This window comes from Nocardioides eburneus, assembly GCF_040838215.1.
GTDB classification, from domain to species: Bacteria; Actinomycetota; Actinomycetes; order Propionibacteriales; family Nocardioidaceae; genus Nocardioides; species Nocardioides eburneus.
In genome coordinates this window covers 29736-52168 of the sequence record NZ_JBFPJR010000029.1, presented here as the reverse complement: position 1 = coordinate 52168, position 22433 = coordinate 29736, and the positions used below count along the sequence as shown (strand labels likewise).

The window sequence follows — 22433 nt, the reverse complement described above, 5'->3', positions numbered from 1 at the left end:
GATCTGACGCGCGGCGTAGGCACAGCGGAACGCCTTGTGGGGCGGCAGCCAGGTCGCGGCGTCGCCCGCGCCCTTCGACTCGTTGGTGGGGCCGTCGACCGCGATCAGCTCGAGCGGGTCGTTGGCGAAGTCCTGACGGCGCTCCGCGGACCAGCGCTGGGCACCGGTCTCCCAAGCGTCGGCCAGCGCGACGACGTGGTCGATCTGGACCGCGATGCTGGTGCCGACCCCGCGCTGGAACGCGATCGTCCGACCGGTGTAGGGGTCGTGGAGCACGCCCGTGAGCACGACACACCCGTGGGTGACGGGGTCGATGACCGTCTTGTCGAGGTCGCGGCGCAGCACGTCGTTGCGGGTGTCGCAGCCGTTGTGTCCCCAGAGCTGGTCGTTGTCGTCGGACCAGGCCTGACCGAAGAGGTCGCGGTCGTAGCCGGTCATCGGCGCCCGACCCTTCACCGGCAGTCGCTGCAGGGCGCGCAGCGCGGGCGGGCGGGCCGCCGGCGGCGTCCGCGACGCCGACGGGGACTGCGTCGGCGACGGCGACGGGCTGCTCGAGGCACGGCCCGACGGCCGGGTCGAGGGGGCGGCGGTCGACGGTCCGGCCGCGGGCTCGTCCTGCGGCCCGGCGAGGTCGCAGCCGCCGATCACCAGGGCGACCAGCAGCAGGGCGACCCAGACGGTCCGAGGACAACGGCGCACGACTCTCCACACAGCAGGCCATCGTGCCCGACGGCACCGACACTCCCGGGGGCCAGGCGGTGCCGGGTCGGGTCCACGGCACACTGTGCGCATGGACGCCGAGGCCTGGAACGCGCGATATGCCGGCAGCGAGCCGGTCTGGTCCCTCGAGCCCAACGTGTTCGTCGAGCGCGAGCTCCACCACGTGACACCGGGGACCGCGGTCGACCTCGCGGCAGGTGAGGGACGCAACGCCATCTGGCTCGCGAAGCGCGGCTGGCGGGTGACCGCCGTCGACTTCGCCCAGGCCGGCCTCGACAAGGGCGCCGCGCTCGCGGGCGACCTGCCGATCACGTGGGTCTGCGCCGACGCGACGACGTGGACCTCGCCGGTCCCGGTCGGCCTCGTGCTGGTCGCCTACCTCCAGCTCGAGCCGACGCAGCGGGCCGCCGCGATCGCGCACGCCTGGCACAGCCTCGCGCTCGGCGGGGCGTTGCTATGGATCGCCCACGACTCGACGAACCTCACCGAGGGCACGGGCGGCCCGACCGACCCCGCCGTGCTCATGACCGCTGAGGACGTGCTCGCCGACCTGGACGCGCTCGGGGCGTCGTACGGCGTCGTGCACGCCGGCCGCGTCGCGCGCCGTGTCCCGGACGGCCCGGGCCACCAGCATGAGGAGGACGCGCCCGCCCGGACGGCCTGGGACTGCCTCGTCCGGGTGGTGCGCCAGGGCTAGCGCCTCAGGAGGTCGACTGCTCCTCGGAGGGATCGTCGGAGGACTTCTCCAGCTCGGCGCCCTCGTCGTCCGGGCGGTCGGCCTCGATCCGGGACGGGCGCTCGTCTTCGCCGAAGACGCCCGCCTCCTGTGCGGCGCGGACCTTCTTGAACTGCCGGGTGAGGCTCCAGCCGAGCAGCGCGACCGCGACGATCAGCAGGATGAAGATCAGGAACGCCATCCACCCGGCGACCACGTCGTCGTCCTTCGGGGGCTGCTGGTTGATGCCGTCGAGCCGAAGGAGCAACGGGAGGATGACTGCGGGGACCTGCATGGCGTCAGTCTCTCACTCGCCCGGTGAGCCGGCCTCATCGATGCCGGCGAACAGGTCGTCCTCGGGAAGTGTGGACTCGACGGCGCTCGTCACGAGCTCGTAGTCCTCGGTCGGCCACACCTTCTCCTGCAGCTCGCGCGGGATCGCGAACCAGGACCCGTCCGGGTCGATCTGGGTCGCGTGCGCGAGCAGCGCCTGGTCGCGCACGCCGAAGTACTCCGAGCACGGCACCCGGGTGGTGATGCGGGCGTCCCAGTCCGGCTCGGGCTTCCAGCCGGCGAGGCGCTCGGCGTACGGCGACTCCAGGCCGTGCGCCAGCATCGCGTCGTGCAGCGCCTGGGTCTTGGGCCGGTTGAAGGAGTGGTGGTAGTAGACCTTGAGGATCTGCCACGGCTCGCCGAGCTCCGGGAACCGCTCGGGGTCGGCGGCGGCCTCGAAGGCGGCCATGCTCACCCGGTGGCACATGATGTGGTCGGGGTGCGGGTAGCCGCCGCGTTCGTCGTACGTCGTCATCACGTGCGGCCGGAAGCTCCGGATCAGCCGCACCAGCGGGACGATCGCCTCCTCCAGCGGCACCAGCGCGAAGCAGCCCTCCGGCAGCGGGGGCTTGGGGTCGCCCTCCGGCCAGCCGGAGTCGACGAAGCCGAGCCAGTCCTGGGTGATGCCGAGGATGTCGCGCGCCCGCTCCATCTCCTGGCGCCGGATCTCGTGGATGTTCTCCAGGATCCCGGGCCGGTCCATCTTGGGGTTGAGGATGGAGCCGCGCTCCCCGCCCGTGCACGTCGCGACGTGGACGTCGACGCCCTCGGCGACGTACTTCGCGGTGGTCGCCGCCCCCTTGCTGGACTCGTCGTCGGGGTGGGCGTGCACATGCATCAGTCGCATGCCCTGGCGGGGGTGGTTCGACATGGGCTTCATCCTAGGTGCGAGGATCTGGGCGTGAGTTCGCAGGACCCCGGAGCCGCGGAGCGGCTGGCGCAGCGCTACGGCACCGGCCCGAGACGTGGGAGCCGGGTCCTCCTGGTCGGCATCCTGGTCGTGGTCGTGGTGGTGGTCGCCTGGTTCGGCTGGGCGCTGTGGGTCAACCTCCATCCCAAGGTGACCTCCGGCATGGAGACCTGGGAGGCGACCAGCCAGAACGAGGTCAGGGTCACCGCGGTCGTCCGCATCCACGACACCGGCGTCACGCCGACGTGCACGGTCGAGGCCTCCGACGAGAACGGCGCCGTGCTCGGCCGGCACGAGTTCGCCGCGAAGTCCGGTCGCCAGACGATCACGTTCAAGACCGAGCGTCGAGCGGCCCGGGTCACCTGGGACGGCTGCACCGCCCCCGGGCAGAAGGACGCGCGTTAGCACCCACGGCGCGGCCCATCACCGACGCCGACGGCCCCGACCGTGGCGGTCGGGGCCGTCGTACGACGTGCTGTGGTGCGGCGCCGGTCAGTCCTGGAACGGGACCGCCTTGAGGACGTGGACCTTGATGGCGCGACCGGTCGGCCCCTCGAACTCGACCGCGTCGCCGACCTTGGCGCCGGTGAGCGCCGCGCCGATCGGGGCCTGCGGCGAGTAGACGTCGAGGTCGCCGGCGTACGGCTTCATCTCGATCGAGGCGAGCAGGAACGTCTCGGCCTCGTCGTCGTCATCGCCGTCGAACTTGTAGGTGACGACCTTCCCCGGAGCGACGGCGTCGTCGTCGGAGGGGACGGTGGTGTCGGCCTTGAGGAGCACCTGCTCCAGCTTGACGATCTCGCCCTCGAGCTTGCCCTGCTCCTCGCGGGCGGCGTGGTAGCCGCCGTTCTCCTTGAGGTCGCCCTCGTCCCGGGCCGCGCTGATCGCAGAGACGACCTCCTGACGGCGGGGGCCCTTGAGGTGCTCGAGCTCGGCCGTGAGCTTGTCGAAGGCACCCTTGCTGAGCCAGATGGTGCCAGCACTGGACTCGGTCGACTGCGTCATAGCGGAAATACTCCTGGTGGGTCGATGGTGCGGGGCGCCGGCGGAGGAGGCCCCCGCCGGTGAACCGGCTCCTGGGAGCGAAACCGGCTCTTTCAGCACGTAAACGCCTCGCGCGAGCCTCGTCCTCTCGACAGCCTCGCGGAGACGTCAGAATCTTCAGTCTAGCAAGGTCGCGTCCGCTTCCCCAGCGATCCGAGCGGGCGGCCTCAGACGACGGCGTACCCGAGCTCGTAGAGCCGCTGCCTGACCCGCGCCGCGTGGGCCGCTCCGCGGGTCTCGAGCTGGAGGGTCACCTCGACCTCGTCGAGATGGAGCTTCGGGCTGTGGCGGGCGTGGACGACCTCGAGGACGTTCGCGCCCATCGCCCCGATCTCCCCCAGCATCCGGGCGAGCGACCCCGGCGCGTCCGGGATCGTCACCGCGAGCGGCAGGTAGCGACCGGCCGCTGCCAGGCCGTGGCGGATCACCTTGCCGAGCAGGAGCGGGTCGATGTTGCCGCCCGAGAGCACGATCGCGACCGGTCCCTCGAAGCCCGACGGCTCGTCGAGCAGCGCTGCGACGCCGACCGCCCCTGCCGGCTCGACGACGAGCTTGGTCCGCTCCACGAGGGCCAGCAATGCCCGGGAGATGGCGTCCTCGGAGACGGTGCGGATCTCGTCGACATGGTCGCGGATGATGGGGAAGGTGATCGTGCCGGGCAGCCCGACGGCGATGCCGTCGGCCATGGTCTTCATCTGGGTGAGCGCGACCGGCGCGCCCGCCTCGAGCGAGGCCGGGTACGCCGCCGCGCCCTCCGCCTGGACGCCGACGACGCGGACGTCGGGGCGGCGCTGCTTCACCGCGAGCGCGACGCCGGCGAGCAGGCCACCGCCGCCCAGCGGGACGACGACGGTCCGCACGTCCGGCACCTGCTCGAGGAGTTCGAGACCGAGCGTGCCCTGGCCGGCCACGATGTCGACGTGGTCGTAGGGGTGGATCAGGACGGCACCGGTCCGGTCGGCGTACCCCTGCGCCGCGTCGAGGCACTGGTCGACGTACTGCCCCTCGAAGACGACCTCCGCGCCATAGCCGCGGGTCGCGTTCTCCTTCGGGATCGGCGCGCCCTCCGGCATGAAGACCGTGGCGGGGATGCCGAGCATCTTCGCGGCCAGCGCGACGCCCTGCGCGTGATTGCCGGCGGAGGCGGCCACGACGCCCTTCGCGCGCTCCTCCTCGGGGAGCCGAGCGATCCGGACGTAGGCGCCGCGGGACTTGAACGAGCCGGTCCGCTGGAGGTTCTCGCACTTGAGGACCACCGGGCTCCCGGCGGCCTCGGTCAACCACCGCGACGTCTGGATCGGCGTCTCGACGATGTGTCCGCGCAGCAGCTCGCGCGCGTCCTCCAGGTCACGGTGCGACAGCGGACCGGTCGTCGGGCCCATCGTCGGCTCAGTCATCCGTCGGGTCCTCCTTCGAGAGGGCGGTGGGCGGGTCCTGGTCGTCCAGGTCCGGCTCATCGCCGACCTCGGCGTCCATGCCCTCCTCGGTGGCGTCGTCGGCCGCCGTCTCCGGGAGCGCGCGCTCGGCGGCGAGGTGCTGGACGACGGCGTTGAGCGCGGCCGCGAAGGGTACGGCGACCAGCGCGCCCGCCACCCCGGCGACGAGCACACCCGTGGCGATCGCGAGGATCACCGCGAGCGGGTGGACCCGCACCCAGCGACCCATCAGGAACGGCTGGAGGCCGTGGGCCTCCAACTGCTGCACGAGCACGACGCCACCGAGCATGATGAGCGCGGTCACGAAGCCCTGGTCGACGAGCGCCACGAGCACGGCGACCGTGCCGGCGACGAAGGCGCCGATGAGCGGCACGAACGCGCCGAGGAAGACGAGCACGCCGATCGCGGCCACGAAGGGCACCTGCAGGATCGCCGCCACGATCATGATCCCGACCGCGTCGACCGCCGCGACGATGACCGTGGCCCGAGTGAACTGCGTGAGCGACACCCAGGCGACGCGGCCGGAGCTGTCGATGCGGGCGCGGGCGGCCCGCGGGGAGAGCTTGACGACCCAGCGCCAGATGTCGTCACCCTCGGCGAGGAAGAAGTAGGTCGAGAAGAGCACGATGAACATGCCGGCGAGCACGTCGGCGGCGACGCCACCGACCTCGGTCACCTTCGAGACCGGGTTGCTCCCCTGAGCGCTCCCCCAGTCGGCCAGCGCCTTCTGTGCCCGGTTGATCCAGTCGTCGATCTGGTTGTCGCTCGCGTGCAGGGGGCCGGTCTTGAGCCAGTCGCGGATCTCGCCGAGCCCCTGGGACGCCTGGTTGGCGAGGTCGCTGGCACCGGACGCGACCTGCTGTCCGGCGAACGACAGCATCGCGCCGACGACCGCGATCACCCCGAGGACCACGAGCAGCGCGGAGAGGCTGCGCCGGATCCCGATCCGCTCGAGCGCCCCCACGACCGGGATCACGAGCGCGGAGACGAGCAGCGCGATGACGACCGGGACGACGACGAGCTCGAGGAACCCGAGCGCCCGCACCAGGAGGTAGCCCGCCGCGACGATCACCAGGAACCGCCACGCCCAGGAGGCGGCCAGGTCGACGCCGTACGGGACGGTCGCGCGGGTCGCCTCCGTCGCGGCGACCGGCACCGGCGAGGCAAGCTGCTCCTGGCGCTCCTCGCGGAGCTGGTTGAACTGCTGGACCAGGCGCAGTGCCAGGTTGTCCGGCGCGGTCCCGGCCTCGCGGCGCCGCCCGGGCCGGCGGACCGGCTGGTCGGGGTCGTGCTCCCGGGGCTCGGCCGGCGTCCCGTCGTCGCTCACAGGTCGAGGCTACCGGCCGGGGACCAACCGGCGGGCGAGCCTCCGCGCCACGTCGGGATGCTCCTCGGCCAGGAGTCCGATGGCCACCAGGAGGTAGCGCCCGTCGACGCTCACCTGCGGTGCCTCCGGGAGCTGGCGGCCGGTGCCGCGGGGCCATCGGAGGACCCGATCGGCGACGCCCGGGCGGCCGTGGCGGAGCAGGCCGCCCGAGCCGATGACCAGGCCGACCCCGCGCAGGTCGACGCCGCCCCGGCCGGGCCGCCCGGCGTGGCGCTGCAGCGCGAGCCCGACGGCCGCCCGGGCGATCGTCTCATCGACGTCACGCGCGGCGTCGGTGTCGGGCAGCCAGCCGGGATCGTCGTGGCGCCGGCGAGCCGCGTCGACGAGACCCGGATCGCCGTCGAGCCCCGCAGCCTCGACCGTCGCGGGGGCCGACCAGCGCAGCCCCAGGTCGCCCTCGACGGTGCGGGTCACCCCGGTCACGGCGACCACCTCGTGTCCGAGGTCAGCACGCTCCGGATCCGGCCGGACGACGCTGTGCACGTCCGTCGTCGCCCCGCCGACGTCCACGACGACGACGTCGCCCGTCACCGCGGTGCCCGGCTCGCCGCCCTCGCTCGCGAGGACGTCGCCAAGCAGCTCGACGCCGGTGAGCACGATGTCGGGCGTGGCGCCGCGGACCATGGTGAGGAAGTCGGGCCGGGCGCTGAGGTGCTTGCCGCCGATGACGTGCTCGAGGAAGACCCGACGGACCGCCGCCCGCGCGCCGGCCGGCTCCAGCGTCCCGATGCGCGGCAGGACGTTGGGGGCGAGGACGTAGGGCAGCGGTGCGGGCGCCGCCGCGAGGATCTCCGCGACCTCGGGCTGGGCGTCGACGTTGCCGGCCACGACCACCGGCCCCGACCAGGTGCCGGCCACGGCCGCGTCCGTGAGGGCACGTGCCGCCGCGACGATCACCTCGCTGTTGCCGCCGTCGGTCCCGCCGGTCAGGAGGACGACGTCGGGCGATGTGACACCCAGCGTGCGCTCCAGCGCACCGTGGGTGTCACATCCCGCATCACCGGACGCCTCATCCGGCGCCATGGCGACGACCGCGACCACCCGGCCGCCGCTCGAGAGTGCCACCCGGCGGCCGGCTTCGGCCGTCACGAGCTCCTCGTTGCCGACCACGGCGATCCGTAGACCGCCGCCTGCGGAGCTGCAGGCGAGGGTGCGGGCCGTCGCCGCGCGCGGATCCTGGTCGACGAGGTGGGCGCGGCAGGCGTCGTACGCCTGGAGGACCTCGGCCGGTGTGGTGGGACTGCTCGCGCTGCCGAGCAGATCACCCGTGGTCAGGTCGACGTGGAGCGCCTTCGTCCACGTCGACCCGATGTCGACGCAGACCGCGGTCGGGCCGTCAGCCGAGGGCACGCTCGAGGTCGGCGATCAGGTCGTCGGCGCTCTCGATCCCGACGGAGAGCCGGACCAGGTCGGCGGGGACCTCGAGGTCCGTGCCGGCGACCGAGGCGTGGGTCATCCGGCCGGGATGCTCGATGAGGCTCTCGACGCCGCCGAGGGACTCGCCGAGCGTGAAGACCTCGGTCCGCTCGCACACGGAGAGCGCCTTCTGCTCACCGTCACGGAGTCGGAAGGAGACCATCCCGCCGAAGCGCCGCATCTGACGGCGGGCGACCTCGTGGCCGGGGTGGGTCTCCAGACCGGGGTAGATCACGTCCCCGACCGCCGGGTGGCTGGTCAGGAAGTCGACGACCCGCTCGGCGTTGTCGCAGTGCCGGTCCATCCGGACGGCGAGCGTCTTGAGCCCGCGCAGGGTCAGCCAGGCGTCGAACGGCCCGGCGATGCCGCCGATGGCGTTCTGGTGGAACCCGATCCGCTCGGCGATCTCCAGGTCGCGCACGATGAGCGCGCCGCCGACGACGTCGGAGTGGCCGCCGACGTACTTCGTGGTCGAGTGGACGACGATGTCGGCGCCGAGCGTGAGCGGCTGCTGGAGGTAGGGGCTCGCGAAGGTGTTGTCGACGACGAGCAGCGCCCCGGCGTCGTGGGCGAGGGCCGCGAGGGCGGTGATGTCGCCGACGTTGAGGAGCGGGTTGGTGGGCGTCTCCAGCCAGACCAGCTTGGTCTGCCCCGGCCGGATCGCGGCCGCGATCCGCTCGACGTCGTCGACCGGCGCCGGGCTGTGCTCGATCCCCCACGGCTGCTCGACCTTGTCGATGAGCCGGAACGTGCCGCCGTAGGCGTCGTTCGGGATCACGACGTGGTCGCCGGGCTTGAGCAGGCTGCGGACCAGGGTGTCCTCGGCGGCGAGGCCCGAGGCGAACGCGAACGCCCGCTCGCCCTCCTCGACGGCGGCGAGCGCGCCCTCGAGCGCGGTCCGGGTCGGGTTGCCGGAGCGGCTGTATTCATAGCCGCCCCGCAAGCCGCCGACGCCGTCCTGCTTGTAGGTGCTGGTCGCGAAGATGGGCGGGATCACCGCCCCGGTGGTCGGGTCGGGCTCGTAGCCGGCGTGGATGGCGCGGGTCTCGAAGCCGCTCTTGTGTCGATGCTGTTGCTCGGTCACATCGCGAGCCTACGGCGCATCGCCCTGAGCCAGCACGTCAGCGATGCCGGCGATATCTGCTCGCCCCTCGGCCACACTGATCACGAGTTCGAACGCCTCGTCCTGGCTGAACTCGGCCCGCCGGCCGTTCATCCGAAGGAAGGTGATGGTCGCGAGCAGCGCAAGCCGCCTGTTGCCGTCGACGAGCGCGTGGTTCTTGCAGATCGAGTGAAGCAGCGCCGCCGCCTTGGCCTCCACGCTGACATAAGCGTCCTCTCCGAAGAGCGAGGTCCGCGGGCGTGCGACGGCCGATTCCAGCAGCCCGACATCCCGGACCGGGCCGGCACCGAGCAGTTTGGTGAAGAGCAGCAGATCCTCAAGGGTCAGGTAGTCGACCTCGGTCACGACTTGCCCAAGCGGTCGAGCGCGTCGGCGTAGTCGGCCATCACCTGCTGGGCGATGGCGTCAACACGGCCTCGGCGCTCACTGCGGGCCAGCTTCTCGAGGACGGCGCGGCGCACGACCTCCTGCTTGGAGATGCCTTCGGACTCCGCGAGGGTTGCGAGGGCCTCATCGAGTTCGTCATCGGTGCGGAGGGTCATAGCCACAACGTTGACGGTATCACCGTGATACCACAACCGGGTTCCGCCGACCTGCGGAGAACCGGGAACGCGTCGGCTTGGGCCGTTGTTGGAGACTGGTGTCACCGCTTCGAGGAGGAACCATGTTCGGCCGACCCACCCAGCTCCAGCCCGACGACCGCACCCTGCCGGGTCGCGACGAGGCGCTCTTCGACCTGCCCGAGAAGCACCGCGTCCTCGGCACGCCGCTGCTCGCCGAGCCCGGCGACGGCGAGACCCCGGAGGGCTACGAGGTCGCCTACTTCGGCCTCGGCTGCTTCTGGGGCGCGGAGGAGATGTTCTGGCAGGTTCCGGGGGTCTACTCCACCTCGGTCGGCTACCAGGGCGGCACGACGCCGAACCCGACGTACGAAGAGGTCTGCAGCGGTCTCACCAACCACACCGAGGCCGTCCGCGTGGTCTTCGACCCGAGCACGGTCGGCTACGCCGACCTCGTGAAGCGGTTCTTCGAGGTGCACGACCCGACCCAGGGCATGCGTCAGGGCAATGACGTCGGCACGCAGTACCGCTCCGCGCTCTACTACACCTCCCCCGCGCAGGAGCAGACCGCGCGCGAACTGACCAAGGTGTACGGCGAGGAGGTCGCCCGTCGCGGCTACGGCGAGATCACCACCGAGATCCGGCCGGTCCCGACGTTCTACGTCGCCGAGCCCTACCACCAGCAGTACCTCGACCGCGTCCCGAACGGCTACCGCTGCCACGCGAACACCGGCATCCCGTTCCCCGCTGACGCCTGACGCGGGCGGAGCGCCGGACGCTCCGCCGCGCGCCGCCCGGATGTCGACCCGGAAGTCGACCCGGAAGTCGACTCAGATGTCCTTGTGCCAGGACTCGGTGACGTAGTCGGTGGTCCAACCGAGCGAGGTGTAGAGCCCGTCGGCGCCGGTGGGGCTGTCGGCGTCGACCTCGAGACCGACCCGGTCGCCGCCCCGCTCGGCGACGTCGCCGATGACGGCGAAGAGCAGGGCCTTGGCCACACCCCGGCCGCGGGCGCGCCGGTTGACGCCGATGTACTCGACATAGCTGCCCTCCTTGCCGTTCGGCCCGGGCTGCAGCAGTGAGGCGACCAGCGCACCCGCGGGCAGCGGCGGACCATCGGGACGCTCGGGGTCGTCGACGAACGCGAGCCACCAGTGGTCCCAGCGGTGGCCGGGGTCCTCGCGCAGCCGCTGGACGAACTCCGGGAAGCTCTCCCGGTAGGAGTTGAAGTGGTCCGCGAAGGACTCCTCCAGCATCTGGTGCACGGTGCGCAGGTCGGCGGCGACGGGCAGCCCGTTGTCGTGGGTGCCGACCCGTCGGACCGTGACCCCGGGGCGCGGCGCCGGCAGCGTCTCCGCCTCATCCGGGTCGACGGGCCGGGTCATCTGCAGCCAGGTCCGCACCTTCGTGTAGCCGGCCGCCTCGAGCCAGCCGCGCTGGACGGTGTCCTCGGCGTACGGGCTGGCGTCGAGCTGGGTGCCGGTGAGCCCGCGCATTCGGGCGATCGCCCGCGCCCGCTCCTCCATCCAGGCGTAGAGCGAGGCCGCCACGTCGGCGGCGCGGTCGACCCCGGGGTAGTCACCGCGGTCGACGTAGAGGTGCACCATCGTCCGGCCGGCGGCGCGGTCGTGGACCGTCGCCCAGGCGCGTACGACGCCGTCCGGGTCGACCGCGACCTGCTGCCGGCGGGTCCAGGACTTGAGCCCGGCGATCTCCGACTCGACCGTCTCCTCGGCGACTCCGGACGACCCGGTGAAGGGGTTCTTGTCGGCGGATCTGAGCGCGACGAGCCGGGGCAGGTCGTCGAGCTCTGGCCCCCTCGCGGTCCAGCCGTCGGGGAGGTTCGCGGGCGTCTGGAGTAGGTCGTTCACTCGGCCAGTCTCCCAAACGCGCCCTCGCCCGCCGTCGAGCGCGTACGACGGGAGCCCTCAGGTCACTCGCCGGTCAGCCCGTCGATCGACTCCCGGATCAGGTCGGCGTGGCCGTTGTGGCGGGCGTACTCCTCGATCATGTGGAGGAGGATCCAGCGCAGGCTGAAGCGCCCGAGCCCGGGTCGGCGCGCCTCGACCACCGAGAGCGTGTCTAGTCCGTCGCCGGACACGATCGCCTCGTCGATGATCCGGTCCGAGGCCGCGGCACTGGCGTCGAACAGAGCGCGCAGCTCCTCCGGACTGTCGTCCGCGGCACTGTGCCATTCCCAGTCCCGGTCGGCGCTCCAGTCGACGCCGTCGAACGGCGCGATCAGCGGCTGCCCGAGCAGGTCCTCGGAGAACCAGCTCGACTCCACCAGCGCGAGGTGCTTCATCATCCCGCCGAGCGTCATCTCCGACGACGGCAGCCGAGTGGCGAGCTGCTCCCGGGTGAGCCCTGCGGTCTTCCACCGGAACGTGTCGCGCTGGTAGGCGAGGAAGGCCCTCACGGTCGTCGCCTCGTCCGCATGCAGCGGCGGGTCGATACGGTCTGCTGTCTGAGTCATGCTCGCCAACCTAGGCGCTGAACAGGACGATCCTCATCCGGATCAGCGGACGGTCGCGGCCTGCTCGAACGCCTCCTCGACGGCAGCGTGGGTCGCCCGGACCTGGGGCAGCTGCTCGGGGTGGGTGAGCGCGTAGAGCTCGCCGCGCTCGACGGCCCGGACCACGAGCTCGCCGGTCTCCGCCGGGGTCGACCAGCGCGTCGATGCGGGTAGCTGCTGGGCGAGGTCGAAGTCGACGAGACCGCTGTCCTGCCCGAGCGCCGCCGGGCGGCTGCGCAGGCTGTGCTTGATGTCGGTGTGCACGGCGCCGGGGTGGAGCACGGTGACGCCGATGTCGGCGCCGTCGGCGGCGAGCTCCTTGGCGAGCACGAGGCTGAGCGCCTCCACGCCCGCCTTGCTCGTGACGTACGGCGCGTAGCCGGGCGGGAAGACGAAGCGGGACATCGAGGCGGTGTTGACGATCCAGCCGCCGCGCGGGTTCGCCCGCAGGTGAGGCAGGAACGCGTGGACCCCGTGGATCACCCCGAAGAGGTTGACCCGCAGGACCCACTCCCAGTCGCCGAGGGTCAGTCGGCTGACGTCGGCACGCGGTCCGACGCCGGCGTTGTTGCAGACGATGTCCACCCGGCCATGGTCGGCGAGGACGCGGTCGGCGAGCGCGGCGACGCTCGCGGCGTCCGCCACGTCGGTCGCCACCGGGGTGGATCCCGTCTCTGCGGCAGCGCGCTCCAGCGCCGGCCCGTCGAGATCGGCGATCACCACCTGCGCGCCGCGCGCACCGAACCGCTCGACCATGCCGCGACCGATGCCCGAGGCACCGCCGGTGACGACGACCACTCGACCCTCGAAGTCCGTGATTCCCATGCCCGCAGGATCACAGCCGTCCACGGGGTCCCCGGGTCTCACAATGAGACCCGAGGAGGCGCCGACGCGCGCCTACGTTCGTCGCATCGCACGCCGTGCCGGTCGTCGGCACCGTCAGCAGAGGAGCATCTGCGATGCACATCGGAGTGAACTTCGGGTTCGGCCGCGCCGACACCTCGATCACGGAGCACCAGACGATCCAGCAGGAGACGAGCCTCGCGCTGCAGGCCGAGGAGCTCGGCTTCGACAGCCTGTGGGCGGTGGAGCACCACTTCACCGACTACTCGTTCTGTCCGGACAACCTGCTGTGGCTCTCCCACATCGCGGCGCGCACCGAGCGGATCAAGCTCGCGACCGGCGCGGTCATCCTGCCGTGGAACGACCCTCTCCGGGTCGCCGAGAAGCTTCTGCTCCTCGACAACCTCTCCGACGGACGCGTCATCTTCGGCATGGGTCGCGGCGTCGCACGCAGCGAGTTCACCGGCCTGCGCATCCCCGTCACCGAGTCGCGGGAGCGCTTCGACGAGGCGGCGCCGATGATCCTCAACGCCCTCGAGACCGGCTTCATCGAGGGCTCCGGCCCGTACTACCCGCAACCGCGTGTGCAGCTCAAGCCCGGGCCCATCGCGTCGTTCAAGGACCGGGTCTACACGGTCGCCGGCTCGCTCGACTCGATCATCGCGGCGGTCGACAACGACGTACGCGTCATGTCGTTCATCGTCCGCCCGGTCGACAAGCTCATGGAGACGTTCAACGTCTACAACGACCGCTACCGCGAGACCTGGAACCGCGAGCCCGCGCCGATCAGCCTCAACGTGAACATGTACTGCCACCCCGACGCCGAGGTCGCCCAGGAGCGCTTCTACCAGTACGTCGGCGCCTTCTGGCAGCAGAACGTCGACCACTACGAGTTCGCCGGGACGCACTTCGCCACGCAGAAGGGCTACGAGCGGTACGCCGAGCGCGCCGAGGTCCTCCGCGCCCGCGGCGTCGAGCAGGCCGGGCGCGACTACGCCGACGCCGCGATCGCCGGTACGCCGGAGCAGATCCTCGCCAAGCTCGACTGGATCCATGAGGTGATGGGCAGCTTCGAGCTCATCGTGGCGCCGCTGTTCGGCGGGATGCCCTACGACCAGGCGGAGGCGAGCCTGCGGCTCTTCGCCGAAGAGGTCATGCCCGTGGCCCGGGAGCGGTACGACGCCCGCCTCGGCGCCGCGATGGTCTGAGGGAGACACCGGATGCCCGCCTCCCCCACGCGCGTCCTCGAGCGCGACGTCCCCATGACGACACGCGACGGGGTGACCCTGCGTGCCGTCGTCCACCGGATCGAGGACCGCACCGACCAGCCGGTCGTCCTCGTCCGCAACCCGTACGGCGAGGACCTGGTCCGCACCCTGCCGTACGACGCCTTCCTGGACGCCGGCTTCGCCGTGGTGGTCCAGGACTGCCGCGGCTGCGCCACCTCCGACGGCGACTTCGCCCCGTTCGAGCACGAGGAGCAGGACACCCTCGACGCGATCGGCTGGTGCGCGGCGCTCCCCTACGGCAACGGCACCGTGGCGACGTACGGGATGTCCTATCTCGGCATGACGCAGCTGGCCGCGGCGGTCGATGCACCCGCGGAGCTGGCGGCCATCGTCCCCATCGTGACGCCGGCCGACTACCACACCGGCGTCGCCTACCGCGGCGGTGCGATGCAGCTGGGCCAGCTCACCGGCTGGTACACGATGACCTCCGCGATGGCGCTCCAGCGACGGGCGGCGCGCGGCGAGGACGTCGGAGAGCAGCTGGCGCGCTTCGCCGCCCACGCGGCCGATCCGTGGGCGAGCGTCGCCGAGGGACCCCTCGCCGACGCGCCCGTGGTCAGCGAGGTGCTGCCGACCTGGCGGCGGTGGCTCGCGGAGGAGACCTGGGGCGACTACTGGTCGCGGGTCGGCTACCGCGACCGCCGGTCCGCGATCGCCGTGCCCGGACTGCACGTCGGCGGCTGGTTCGACCTCTTCCTCGGCGGCACCCTCGACAACTTCACGACGCTCAGCGGCTCGGCCGCCACGGAGCGGGCCCGCCGCGGCCAGCGGCTCATCGTCGGACCGTGGTCGCACCGGGACCGGGACGGCGTGGTCGGCGAGCGCGACTTCGGCCCCTCGGCCTCGGAGGAGGGCTTCGGGCTCACCGCCGCGGTGACACGCTTCCTCACCGCGGCCGTGGCGGGCGAGAGGATTCCCGACGCCCCGGTCCGCATCTTCGTCATGGGCGCCGACGAGTGGCGCGACGAGCAGGAGTGGCCGCTGGCCCGGACGGCGTACACGCCGTGGTACCTGCACGCCGGCGGTGCTCTCTCCCCCGTCGAGCCAGCGCGCTCCGAGCCGAGCACCTACGTGCACGACCCGAGCGACCCGGTGCCGATGCGGGGCGGTCAGTCCGGGATCTTCGCCGGTGGACTCGAGGGCGGCGACGAGTGGACGCCGGGTCCGCGCGACCAGCGACCGCTGGACGACCGGGCCGACCTGCTGCGCTTCGTGAGCGAACCGCTCGCCGACGACGTCGAGGTGACCGGGCCGGTGCGCGTGGTGCTGCACGCCGCGACCTCGGCCGACGACACCGACTTCGTCGCCCGGCTCGTCGACGTGTGGCCCGACGGGCGCGCGATGTCCGTGGTCGATGGGATCGTCCGGGCGAAGTATCGCGACGGCCAGGACCGGGCCCGTCCGATCACGCCCGGCGAGGTGACGCGCTACGAGATCGACCTGTGGGGCACGAGCCAGCTCTTCCGCGCCGGCCACCGGATCCGGGTCGACATCGCCAGCTCGAGCTACCCGAACTGGAGCGTGAACTCCGGCGCACTCGTGGACGTCGGGCGCGCGATCGCGGCGGACAACAGGCCGGCGCACCAGCAGGTGTTCCACGACCCCGCTCACGCCTCGCACATCCTGCTGCCCGTCATCCCGCCCGCGGAGTGAGCGTGGTCGGCGGCGAGGCGACGTTTCCGCGCCGTGGGAAGCGCCGTGTCACCGCCACCTGCCGCGGCTAGCGTGCGGAGCGTGCCGATCCCCGCGCCGCCGAGTGTGGCCGCCCGGTTCGAGCCGGCCTACCGGCGGCTCGTGGCGCACGCCCGCGCCCTCTTCCTCGACCGCCCCTCCCAGGAGGCCGAGCTCGGCGTCGTACGCCCGGAGATCGTGCACTCCTGGCACCGGTCACGGTCGAGCGCGGTCGACCCGGTCGGGGGCACGCTTCCGGTGCTCGAGCTCGAGCGCGGTCGGGCCGCACATCTCGTCACCGCGGCCCGGCCGGTCCTGGACCGGTTCACCGAGCAGGCGCGCGACACCGAGGTGTGGGCGATGCTCCTCGACCGCGAGGGGGTGCAGGTGTGTCCCGTCGCCGGCGACTCGCCGATCGTGCGCGAGAGCGAGCGGCGGGGCTGTGCGCCCGGTGCGGTCTACCAGGAGTGCACGGTCGGCACCAACGGCGCCGGCCTCTCGCTCGAGCGCCTCGAGTCGTTCGTCGTGGTCGGCGACGAGCACTTCCGCGAGTCCGAGCACAACCTCGTCTCCGCCGGAGTGCCGCTCCGCGACGGCCTCGGGCGGATCGCCGGGACGCTGCTGCTCTGCCACCGGGTCGGCACCGCCAGTCCGCTGCTGCTGCCGTACGCCGAAGGGCTCGGGACCGCCATCACCGAGCGGATCGCCGCCGCCACGGACCACCACGACCGCCGCCTCTTCGAGGCCTACCTGCGCCGCGCCCGCCGGCCCTCGCTGCCGGTGGTCGCGCTGAGCGAGCGGGTCTTCATCGCCAACGCGGCCGCCCAGCGGTTGCTGCGCGACGCGAAGGACGTCGACCTGCTTCGCGCGACGACGCTCGGCGGCGAGCGCGACGCCACCCTGGATCTCGCCGGGGCGCGCTTCCGCGTGCACTGCCGCGCGGTGCCGCTCGCGGACGAGCGGGCGGGCGTGATCGCCTCGCTTACCCGTCTGCCCTCGACCGTGGACGCCCCGGGCAGGGCCACCCAGGCAGCGCCGGACGTGCTGCGCGAGCGTGCCGTACGTCGCGCGCGGTCCCGGGGGCTCGGGACGGTCGTCGTCGGAGAGCCCGGCAGCGGCCGCGCCCACCTCGTGCGCGCCACCGGGGACGTCGCGGTGCTGGACGGCGGCGGCGCGCAGGTGGCGCCGAGCGACTGGGTCGCGCAGCTCGCCGGGGTCGTACGACGGGGACCGGTCCTCGTGCGTGACGTCGACGCGCTCGACCCCACGATCCTGCGGGCCGCGCTCGGCATCCTTCGCGACGCGCCCCACTGGGTGGCGGCGACGGCGCGCGTCCTGCCCGACGCCGGCGTCGACGTCTTCCCCGCCGTGGTCGCCTGTCCCCCGCTCCGGGAGCGGACCGCCGAGCTGCCGGACCTCGTCGCGGCGTTGCTGGCCGACCTGGGCGCCGGCGACATGCGCGTCGCGCCCGAGGTGATGAGCCTGTTCGCGGCGCACCAGTGGCTCGGGAACGTGAGCCAGCTGCGGCGGGTGCTCGCCACCGCGGCGACCCTGGCCGGGACCGGTGAGCTCAGGGTGGAGCACCTCCCCGGCGACATCGCGGTGACGACCCGATCGCGCTTGATGGGCGAGCTCGAGAAGGCGGAGCGCGCCGTCGTCTACGAGGCGCTGCGCAACGCGAGGTGGAACCGGGACCGGGCCGCGCTCGCGCTGGGGATCTCGCGCGCGACGCTCTACCGGCGGATCCGCCAGTTCGGCCTCCAGGTCCCGGGTAGCCGGTAGCACGCAGCCGAGCGGCCGGGAGCCGGGAGCCGACACCGCGCCATCACGGCTACGTCGGAGGACGCTCTGCCCGCACCAGGCGGCTGAAGGCGCCGCGGTAGTACGCGAGCGGCTCACCCTCCCGCGCCCCGACATCGAGGACGCGGCCGAGGAAGACGGTGTGGCTCCCGCCGGCGGCGACCTCCTCGACCAGGCACTCGAGGGTGGCGAGCGCGTTCGTGAGCGTCGGCAGCCCGTGGTCGGTGACGACGTGGTCGACGTCGGCGAACTTGTCCGTCCCGGCCCGGGAGAAGTGGCGGGCCAGGTCGTCCTGGTCGGCGGCGAGCACGCTGATCGCGTAGCGCCCCGACCGCATGACCGCGTCGTGGGTCGTGCTCGCACGGTTGAGACAGACGAGCATCATCGGCGGCTCCGCGGAGAGGGAGGAGACCGCCGAGACCGTCGTCCCGAACAGGCGGTCGTCGAACCGTGTCGAGACCACCGCGACTCCGCTCGCGAACCGGCCGACGACCGCGCGGAAGCGCCCGGGGTCGACCGCTTCCGGGACCTGGGTCGACGCGGGCCGGGAGGCCGCGCCGTGCCGCTCGCTCATCCGCCCTCCCGTCGCATCGCCCTCAGCATCCCCCGCGCGATGGGCGGGCGCGGGTCTCAGCCTGAGACGGAACCTGAGGCGGGGCCGGCGACAGGGCCGGCGACGGGGTGGCAGTCGTTGCCGCAGTCGGTCGCGGGGGCACTGACCGGCGCGGGCGGACCATCGCCATGCGCCGCCGGGCGGTGGAGCACGGCGCCGCTCGGCTGCACCCGGACGTCGTCGCCCTCCGCGACGCCGGTGCCGTCGACCAGGAGGGTGAAGCCGTGGGGCTGGGGCGGCGGGAAGGCCAGGCTCACCTGCGGGTTGGCGGCGAGGTTGGTGAGCGTCCCCCGGCCGGGGCCGCGCACGAGGAGCATGCCGTCCTCGACGACCGGGTCGACCGTCACCACCTTGACCGTTCCCGCCGGCGACACGGTCAGGAGGTAGCCCGAGCCGAAGCTCGTCAGCGTCTGCGCGAGGTCCGCGACGTCCACCGGGATGCTCATGGGTCCGACGCTACGCCGGGCCGCCCACGTCGGCCCAGCGCTCCGTCCCCGGTCGGAGCACCGATGCGCCCGCCGTGAGCTCCGCGACCAGTGCGGACAGGCGCGGCTCCTCCGCGGGCGGCGCGCCCAGGTGGAGCGTCACCCCGGCGGCGTACTCCGCGGCGTAGTCGGTGCCGAGCACGGCGACGCCGGCGGCGCGCAGGTCCGTCTCGAGGCGCCCGACGACGTCGTACGACGCCACCAGGGTGTACTCCCGGACGAGCTCGCGCCGCAGGGTGCCGACTTCGTCCAACGCCGCGCGTACGGCGTCGGAGTAGGCCCGCACCAGCCCGCCGGCGCCGAGCAGGGTGCCGCCGAACCAGCGGGTGACGACCGCGACGACGTCGGACACCCCGGTGACCGGGCCCGTGCCGGAGCCCTCCGACGGGTAGCCACGCAGGACCTCCAGCATCGGCGCGCCCGCCGTGCCCGCCGGCTCGCCGTCGTCGTTCGACCGCTCGACCGGCTGCACGCCGTCGCCCACCGGGCCGATCCGGAAGGCGGAGCAGTGGTGGCGCGCGTCCCAGTGCTGCTTGCGCAGCCGCTCGACGAGCGCCCGCGCGGAGGGCTCGTCCTCCACCCGCTGCAGGGTGCAGCGGAACCGGGACCGCTTCACCTCGACCTCCGCCTCGCCGTCGCGCGCGAGGGTGACGTAGCCGCTCACCGGCTCACCCCCACAGCCCCAGCAGTTCGCCGCCGATCCGGATGACGAAGCCGGAGACGACGAGGATGAAGAACACCCGGACGAAGCGGGCTCCGCGCGCGACGGCGGTCCGGGCACCGGCGTACCCGCCGACCAGGTTGCAGGCGCCCATCACGAGACCGACCTTCCAGATCACGCCGCCCTGCGGGATGAAGACGACGAGGGCCGCCAGGTTGGTCGCCACGTTGGCGATGCGGGCCTTGGCCGAGGCCTCCAGGAACGAGTAGCCGAGCAGACCGACCAGCCCGATGACGAGGAACGAGCCGGTGCCGGGGCCGAGCGCACCGTCGTAGAAGCCGACCGCGACGCCCACGCCCATCGCGGCCAGCGTGTGGCGATGGCCGCTGAAGCGGAGCAGCGTCCGCTCGCCCAGGGAGGGCCGGAACACCACCCAGGTGCCGACCAGCACCAGCGCCGCCAGGATGATCGGCGAGAACGCCGACGAGGGGATGTGGCTGGCCACGAAGGCGCCCAGCGCCGAGCCACCGAAGGCGAGCACCGCGAGCGGGACGAAGGTGCGCGGGTCGGGCCGCACACGGCGGTAGTACGTCGAAGCGCTGGTCGCGGTCCCGCAGATGCTCGACAGCTTGTTGGTCGCCAGGACGTTGATCGGCGCGGCGTTCGGCAGCCCGAGCAGCAACGCCGGCAGCTGGATGAGCCCGCCGCCACCGACGACGGCGTCGACGAAGCCGGCCGCGAGAGCCGCGACCCCGAGCAGCAGGAGCACGGTCAGGGAGGGGTCGGCCACCGGGCCATTGTCCGGGACGCGGCCGAGGGTTCAGACTCGGCCCCGATGACCGGACTGCCGATCGAGCGTCACCTGCTGCGTGCGCGTGACCTCGCCTATGCCCACCAGCCCCGGGAGCCGAAGAAATCGGAGTACGACGACCCGCCGCCGCCCCAGCCGCCGCGGTCACCCAGGTAGGAGCCGACGACGGCGGCGCCCAGGTCGTCGAGCTCGGGCGAGACGACCCGGCCCTCGACGCGGCGAGCCATGGAGTCGATGAACCGGGCGAGCCCGGGGTCCTCCCCGAGCCGGAAGAAGGTCGTCTGCGCGCCGAGCCGGCGGGAGTTGTCGAGCTCCTGGACGGCGTTGGCGATCGTGAGCGGGTGCGGGGGGTAGGAGAACCACACCTCGCCGTCCGGCTCGAGGTGGGCCGTGGGCTCGCCGTCGGTGACGATCAGCAGCACCGGCTGGGCGTTGGGGTGCTTGCGGAAGTGCCGGTTGGCGAGCAGCAGGGCGTGATGGAGGTTCGTGCCCTTGTCCCACATCGCGTCGAGCGCGGTGAGTTGCTCGATCTCCATCACCTCGGCGTGCCGGCCGAAGCCGATGAGCTGCAGGTCGTCGCCGCGGAAGCGGCTCTTGATGAGAGTGTGCAGCGCGAGGGCGGTGCGCTTCATCGGCACCCACCGCCCGTCCATCGCCATCGAGAACGACGTGTCGACGAGGAGCGCGACCGCGGCCTGGGTGCGGGCCTCGGTCTCCTGGACCTCGATGTCCTCCACCGTCAGGCGTACGCCGCCGGCCGGGTCGCGCCCCTCGCCGACCTCTCGGATCACGGCGTTGGTGATCGACCGAGGCACGTCCCAGGGCTCGGTGTCGCCGAAGGCCCACGGCCGGGAGGCGCCGGAGAGGTCGCCGGCCGCGCCGGCGCGCTGCAGCTCGCGCTGCCCCTGCCTGCCGGAGAGCCGCTCGGCGACGTCGCGCAGCAGCGACTTCCCGAGCTGGCGCATGGCCTTCGGGGTGAGCCGCAGGTCGCCGTCCGAGCCGCGCTTGAGGGTCCCGGAGTCCCGCAGCGCCTGCTCGATCCGCTGGAGCGTCCGCGCATCGACGGCGGCCTGCTCCCCCAGCTGCCGCGCGAGGGCGTCCAGGTCGACGTCGTCGAGTCGGCTGCCGGCGTACGACTGCGAGAGCTGCTCGGAGAGCTGGTCGAGCTCGGCGAGGTCCTGGAGCACCCCGGTGCCGTCGCCCAGACCGAGACCTTCCTGGCCATCGAACGACTCCTGTCCGCCCCAGTCCTCCCCGGGCCGCAGCGACTGGAGGTTGGCGTCGAGCTGGGCGAGCTGCTCCATCAGGTCCGGCGAGCCGAAGGCCTGCGCGGAGAGCTCCATCAGCTCCTGACGCTGCTCGGGGCTCATCGAGTTGAGCATCCGCTGGGCGGCGGCGGCGCGCTGGGCGAGCGAGTCGAGGAGCTCGTCGACGTTCTCGGGACCTTCGGGGAAGAAGTCGCCGTGCTTGGCCATGAAGTCGGCGAAGTCCTCGGGGGTGTCCTCACCGCGGCGATGCTTGTCGAGCAGCTCGTTGAGGTCGGAGAGCATCTTGCGCACCGCCTCGCGGTCGGCCTCGGTGGCGTTCTCCAGGGCGTCCTTCATGCCCTTGAACCGCTGATCGAGCATCTCGCGACCGAGGAGGTCCTTGATCTCCTCGTAGGCCTCACGGGCGTCCCGGCTCTGCCAGTCGTACGACGACAGCTCGGTCACGGCGGCCGCGGTGTTGGGCGGGCCACCCGGAGGCGACGCAGCGTCGAGCCGCATCTCCCGGAAGGCCCGGTCGGCGTCGTCCATGTCGACGTCGCGGGCGAGCTGCTTGCGCTCCTCGAGGACCGCCTTGTCGAGCAGCTCCCTGACCTGCTGCATCGTGCCGTCCAGGTTGTGGCGCGACAGCAGCTCGCGGCGACGCTCGGCGACCCGGCGGGCCAGCTCGTCGAGACCGGTCTGGTCGCGACCGCCCCGTCGCAGGAACTCCCGCATCGCACGCTCGGGGCTGTAGCCCGCCATCACGTCCTCGCCGATGGCATCGAGGGCCTCACCCAGGTCGACCGGCGGGGCGAGCGGGTCGCCGCCGTCATACCGCTTGTATCTGCTCATCT

24 protein-coding genes are annotated in these 22433 nt (G+C 72.6%); 6 read left to right on the top strand and 18 right to left on the bottom strand.

The window, feature by feature from the left end; translation table 11 throughout:
• The coding region (locus tag AB3X52_RS15125) for an HNH endonuclease family protein (protein WP_367994926.1) at window positions 1-699 on the bottom strand (699 nt) is incomplete at its 3' end.
• A 91-nt stretch (window positions 700-790) separates the two neighbouring features.
• On the opposite strand from AB3X52_RS15125, the gene AB3X52_RS15120 reads away from it, so the two are divergent.
• Complete coding sequence (locus tag AB3X52_RS15120) at window positions 791-1417, top strand: class I SAM-dependent methyltransferase (RefSeq protein WP_367994925.1); 627 nt, start codon at window positions 791-793, stop codon at window positions 1415-1417.
• A gap of 4 nt (window positions 1418-1421) precedes the next feature.
• Here AB3X52_RS15120 and AB3X52_RS15115 read toward each other — a convergent pair whose 3' ends face one another.
• Together AB3X52_RS15115 and mca are read right to left on the bottom strand one after the other, a co-directional pair.
• Window positions 1422-1730 carry a hypothetical protein gene (locus AB3X52_RS15115; RefSeq protein ID WP_367994924.1) on the bottom strand — a complete coding sequence of 103 codons (309 nt, stop codon included), beginning with the start codon at window positions 1728-1730 and terminating at the stop codon, window positions 1422-1424.
• A gap of 12 nt (window positions 1731-1742) precedes the next feature.
• Window positions 1743-2639, bottom strand: a complete 897-nt coding sequence (gene mca / locus AB3X52_RS15110; protein ID WP_437440562.1) for a mycothiol conjugate amidase Mca — start codon at window positions 2637-2639, stop codon at window positions 1743-1745.
• Window positions 2640-2669: 30 nt separating this feature from the next.
• Between mca and AB3X52_RS15105 the strand changes: the two genes are divergently transcribed.
• Complete coding sequence (locus AB3X52_RS15105; RefSeq protein ID WP_367994922.1) at window positions 2670-3083, top strand: DUF4307 domain-containing protein; 414 nt, start codon at window positions 2670-2672, stop codon at window positions 3081-3083.
• A gap of 87 nt (window positions 3084-3170) precedes the next feature.
• Here AB3X52_RS15105 and greA read toward each other — a convergent pair whose 3' ends face one another.
• The 7 genes from greA to AB3X52_RS15070 all read right to left on the bottom strand — a co-directional run bounded on the left by greA (window position 3171) and on the right by AB3X52_RS15070 (window position 9626).
• Window positions 3171-3683 carry a transcription elongation factor GreA gene (gene greA, locus AB3X52_RS15100; RefSeq protein ID WP_367994921.1) on the bottom strand — a complete coding sequence of 171 codons (513 nt, stop codon included), beginning with the start codon at window positions 3681-3683 and terminating at the stop codon, window positions 3171-3173.
• 206 nt (window positions 3684-3889) lie between these two features.
• A complete protein-coding gene (gene ilvA / locus AB3X52_RS15095; RefSeq protein WP_367994920.1) occupies window positions 3890-5119 on the bottom strand; it encodes a threonine ammonia-lyase in 1230 nt (409 codons plus the stop codon).
• Window positions 5112-6485 (bottom strand): AI-2E family transporter, encoded by a 1374-nt coding sequence (locus AB3X52_RS15090; protein WP_367994919.1) that lies wholly within the window; start codon window positions 6483-6485, stop codon window positions 5112-5114. Before AB3X52_RS15090 ends, ilvA begins: the two co-directional genes overlap by 8 nt.
• Window positions 6486-6494: 9 nt before the next feature.
• Complete coding sequence (locus AB3X52_RS15085) at window positions 6495-7895, bottom strand: glutamate mutase L (protein ID WP_367994918.1); 1401 nt, start codon at window positions 7893-7895, stop codon at window positions 6495-6497.
• Entirely contained in the window at window positions 7882-9045 is a 1164-nt protein-coding gene (locus tag AB3X52_RS15080; RefSeq protein ID WP_367994917.1) for a cystathionine gamma-synthase, read from the bottom strand. Before AB3X52_RS15080 ends, AB3X52_RS15085 begins: the two co-directional genes overlap by 14 nt.
• Window positions 9046-9054: 9 nt before the next feature.
• On the bottom strand, window positions 9055-9429 hold the full coding sequence (locus AB3X52_RS15075) for a type II toxin-antitoxin system death-on-curing family toxin (protein ID WP_367994916.1): 375 nt from the start codon (window positions 9427-9429) through the stop codon (window positions 9055-9057).
• Window positions 9426-9626, bottom strand: a complete 201-nt coding sequence (locus AB3X52_RS15070) for a ribbon-helix-helix domain-containing protein (protein WP_367994915.1) — start codon at window positions 9624-9626, stop codon at window positions 9426-9428. Before AB3X52_RS15070 ends, AB3X52_RS15075 begins: the two co-directional genes overlap by 4 nt.
• 122 nt (window positions 9627-9748) lie before the next feature.
• Here AB3X52_RS15070 and msrA point away from each other — a divergent pair, with 122 nt between their 5' ends.
• The gene (gene msrA, locus AB3X52_RS15065) at window positions 9749-10402 is read left to right on the top strand and encodes a peptide-methionine (S)-S-oxide reductase MsrA (RefSeq protein ID WP_367994914.1); all 654 of its coding nucleotides are present in this window, start codon (window positions 9749-9751) and stop codon (window positions 10400-10402) included.
• A 72-nt stretch (window positions 10403-10474) separates the two neighbouring features.
• Here the strand turns inward: msrA and AB3X52_RS15060 are convergent, their stop codons facing one another.
• The 3 genes from AB3X52_RS15060 to AB3X52_RS15050 all read right to left on the bottom strand — a co-directional run bounded on the left by AB3X52_RS15060 (window position 10475) and on the right by AB3X52_RS15050 (window position 12984).
• Entirely contained in the window at window positions 10475-11515 is a 1041-nt protein-coding gene (locus AB3X52_RS15060; RefSeq protein ID WP_367994913.1) for a GNAT family N-acetyltransferase, read from the bottom strand.
• A 62-nt stretch (window positions 11516-11577) separates the two neighbouring features.
• Window positions 11578-12120 carry a DinB family protein gene (locus tag AB3X52_RS15055; protein WP_367994912.1) on the bottom strand — a complete coding sequence of 181 codons (543 nt, stop codon included), beginning with the start codon at window positions 12118-12120 and terminating at the stop codon, window positions 11578-11580.
• 42 nt (window positions 12121-12162) lie between these two features.
• A complete protein-coding gene (locus tag AB3X52_RS15050; RefSeq protein WP_367994911.1) occupies window positions 12163-12984 on the bottom strand; it encodes an SDR family NAD(P)-dependent oxidoreductase in 822 nt (273 codons plus the stop codon).
• A gap of 134 nt (window positions 12985-13118) precedes the next feature.
• On the opposite strand from AB3X52_RS15050, the gene AB3X52_RS15045 reads away from it, so the two are divergent.
• The 3 genes from AB3X52_RS15045 (at window position 13119) to AB3X52_RS15035 (ending at window position 17744) form a co-directional block, all read left to right on the top strand.
• Entirely contained in the window at window positions 13119-14210 is a 1092-nt protein-coding gene (locus AB3X52_RS15045; protein ID WP_367994910.1) for an LLM class flavin-dependent oxidoreductase, read from the top strand.
• Between the two features lie 12 nt (window positions 14211-14222).
• The gene (locus AB3X52_RS15040; RefSeq protein WP_367994909.1) at window positions 14223-15944 is read left to right on the top strand and encodes a CocE/NonD family hydrolase; all 1722 of its coding nucleotides are present in this window, start codon (window positions 14223-14225) and stop codon (window positions 15942-15944) included.
• An 81-nt stretch (window positions 15945-16025) separates the two neighbouring features.
• A complete protein-coding gene (locus AB3X52_RS15035; protein ID WP_367994908.1) occupies window positions 16026-17744 on the top strand; it encodes a sigma-54-dependent Fis family transcriptional regulator in 1719 nt (572 codons plus the stop codon).
• A gap of 49 nt (window positions 17745-17793) precedes the next feature.
• Here the strand turns inward: AB3X52_RS15035 and AB3X52_RS15030 are convergent, their stop codons facing one another.
• From AB3X52_RS15030 to AB3X52_RS15010, 5 genes are all read right to left on the bottom strand, one after another.
• Window positions 17794-18336, bottom strand: coding sequence for a flavin reductase family protein (locus AB3X52_RS15030; RefSeq protein ID WP_367994907.1), 543 nt, complete (start codon window positions 18334-18336; stop codon window positions 17794-17796).
• Window positions 18337-18392: 56 nt separating this feature from the next.
• Window positions 18393-18821 (bottom strand): pyridoxamine 5'-phosphate oxidase family protein, encoded by a 429-nt coding sequence (locus tag AB3X52_RS15025; RefSeq protein WP_367994906.1) that lies wholly within the window; start codon window positions 18819-18821, stop codon window positions 18393-18395.
• Between the two features lie 10 nt (window positions 18822-18831).
• Entirely contained in the window at window positions 18832-19524 is a 693-nt protein-coding gene (locus AB3X52_RS15020; protein ID WP_367994905.1) for an IMPACT family protein, read from the bottom strand.
• Window positions 19525-19528: 4 nt separating this feature from the next.
• Window positions 19529-20311 (bottom strand): sulfite exporter TauE/SafE family protein, encoded by a 783-nt coding sequence (locus tag AB3X52_RS15015; protein WP_367994904.1) that lies wholly within the window; start codon window positions 20309-20311, stop codon window positions 19529-19531.
• 95 nt (window positions 20312-20406) lie between these two features.
• Window positions 20407-22431: a vWA domain-containing protein gene (locus AB3X52_RS15010; RefSeq protein ID WP_367994903.1), complete on the bottom strand. Its 2025-nt coding sequence runs from the start codon at window positions 22429-22431 to the stop codon at window positions 20407-20409.
• Window positions 22432-22433 lie beyond the last annotated feature (2 nt).